Origin of the sequence: Mesorhizobium sp. M7A.F.Ca.ET.027.03.2.1, from assembly GCF_003999175.1 — a bacterium.
In the GTDB taxonomy this organism is placed as follows: Bacteria; Pseudomonadota; Alphaproteobacteria; order Rhizobiales; family Rhizobiaceae; genus Mesorhizobium.
Genome location: NZ_RZOM01001558.1, coordinates 1 through 941 on the forward strand (window position 1 = coordinate 1; position 941 = coordinate 941).

Annotated in this window: 1 protein-coding gene and 1 pseudogene; both read right to left on the minus strand. The window is 66.0% G+C overall.

What is annotated here, in order from left to right:
• Window positions 1–812 (minus strand): lipid-A-disaccharide synthase (locus EN750_RS36410; RefSeq protein ID WP_127399423.1); only part of this gene is annotated, 812 nt, incomplete at its 3' end.
• Window positions 805–941 (minus strand): annotated as a pseudogene (locus EN750_RS36415) (UDP-2,3-diacylglucosamine diphosphatase LpxI); the annotation flags it as partial. The gene EN750_RS36410 and the pseudogene EN750_RS36415, both read right to left, overlap by 8 nt.

Below are 941 nucleotides of genomic sequence, written 5' to 3' on the forward strand. Positions count from 1 at the left end.
GCTTTGCCGAAAGCCTGCCATTTGCGCTGGGAATCGACGATGATCTCAGGCTTTTCATCCCAGCGGTTGACCGAGGATTTGACGAGCTCGGCGACATGCGGAACGGTCGGCAGCAGCAGCCGCAGGCGGTGGCCACGCGCACGCAGAATCGACACCGTCTCGCCGAACGGCTCGAGCAGCCGCCGTACCTCGCCACGCCGCGAACCGGGCAGGACGAGCAGGGTCTTGACGCGATCAGGAGAAAGGTCGCGCGGTAGTTCCTGCGCCTTGGCTGCGGCCAGCAAACCCGCATCGTGGGTCAGGCGATGCCCAACATAGGTGCCCGGTGGCCCGCCGAGCCGCTCGAGCTCCTTGACCTCGAAAGGCAGGATGCAGAGGATGTGGTCGACATAGGGCTTCATCGCCACCGCCCTGCCCGGCCGCCACGCCCACACGCTCGGGCAGACATAGTGGATGATCGGAATCGACGGGTTGGCCGCACGCACCTTTTTGGCGACGCGCAACGAAAAGTCCGGACTGTCGATGGTGACCATGCAGTCCGGCTTTTCGTCGGCAACGGTCTTGGCCAGTTGGCTGATCCGCCGCATCAGGCGCGGCAGGTCGCGCAGAACGGCGCTGAACCCCATGAGGGCGATCTCGCCGGCATCGAATGGCGAGACCAGTCCCAGCGCCTGCAAATGACGGCCGCCGAGGCCGACGAGTTGCACCTCGCGCCCCACAGCCTGGCTGAGCGAGCGCACTATGTCGGCACCGAGCAGGTCGCCGGACTCCTCTCCGGCAACGATTGCGATCTTCAATGCCCTGTCAGCCATTGCGCGGCTCCGTGGCGGCACGCAGGCCAAGGACGAACAGGCCGAGTGCATTGGCGCGCGCGATGGTTTCAGGACCTTCGAGGATCAGCGAGCGTCCCGCCTCGACGGCAATGCCGGCGAGTCCGGCCG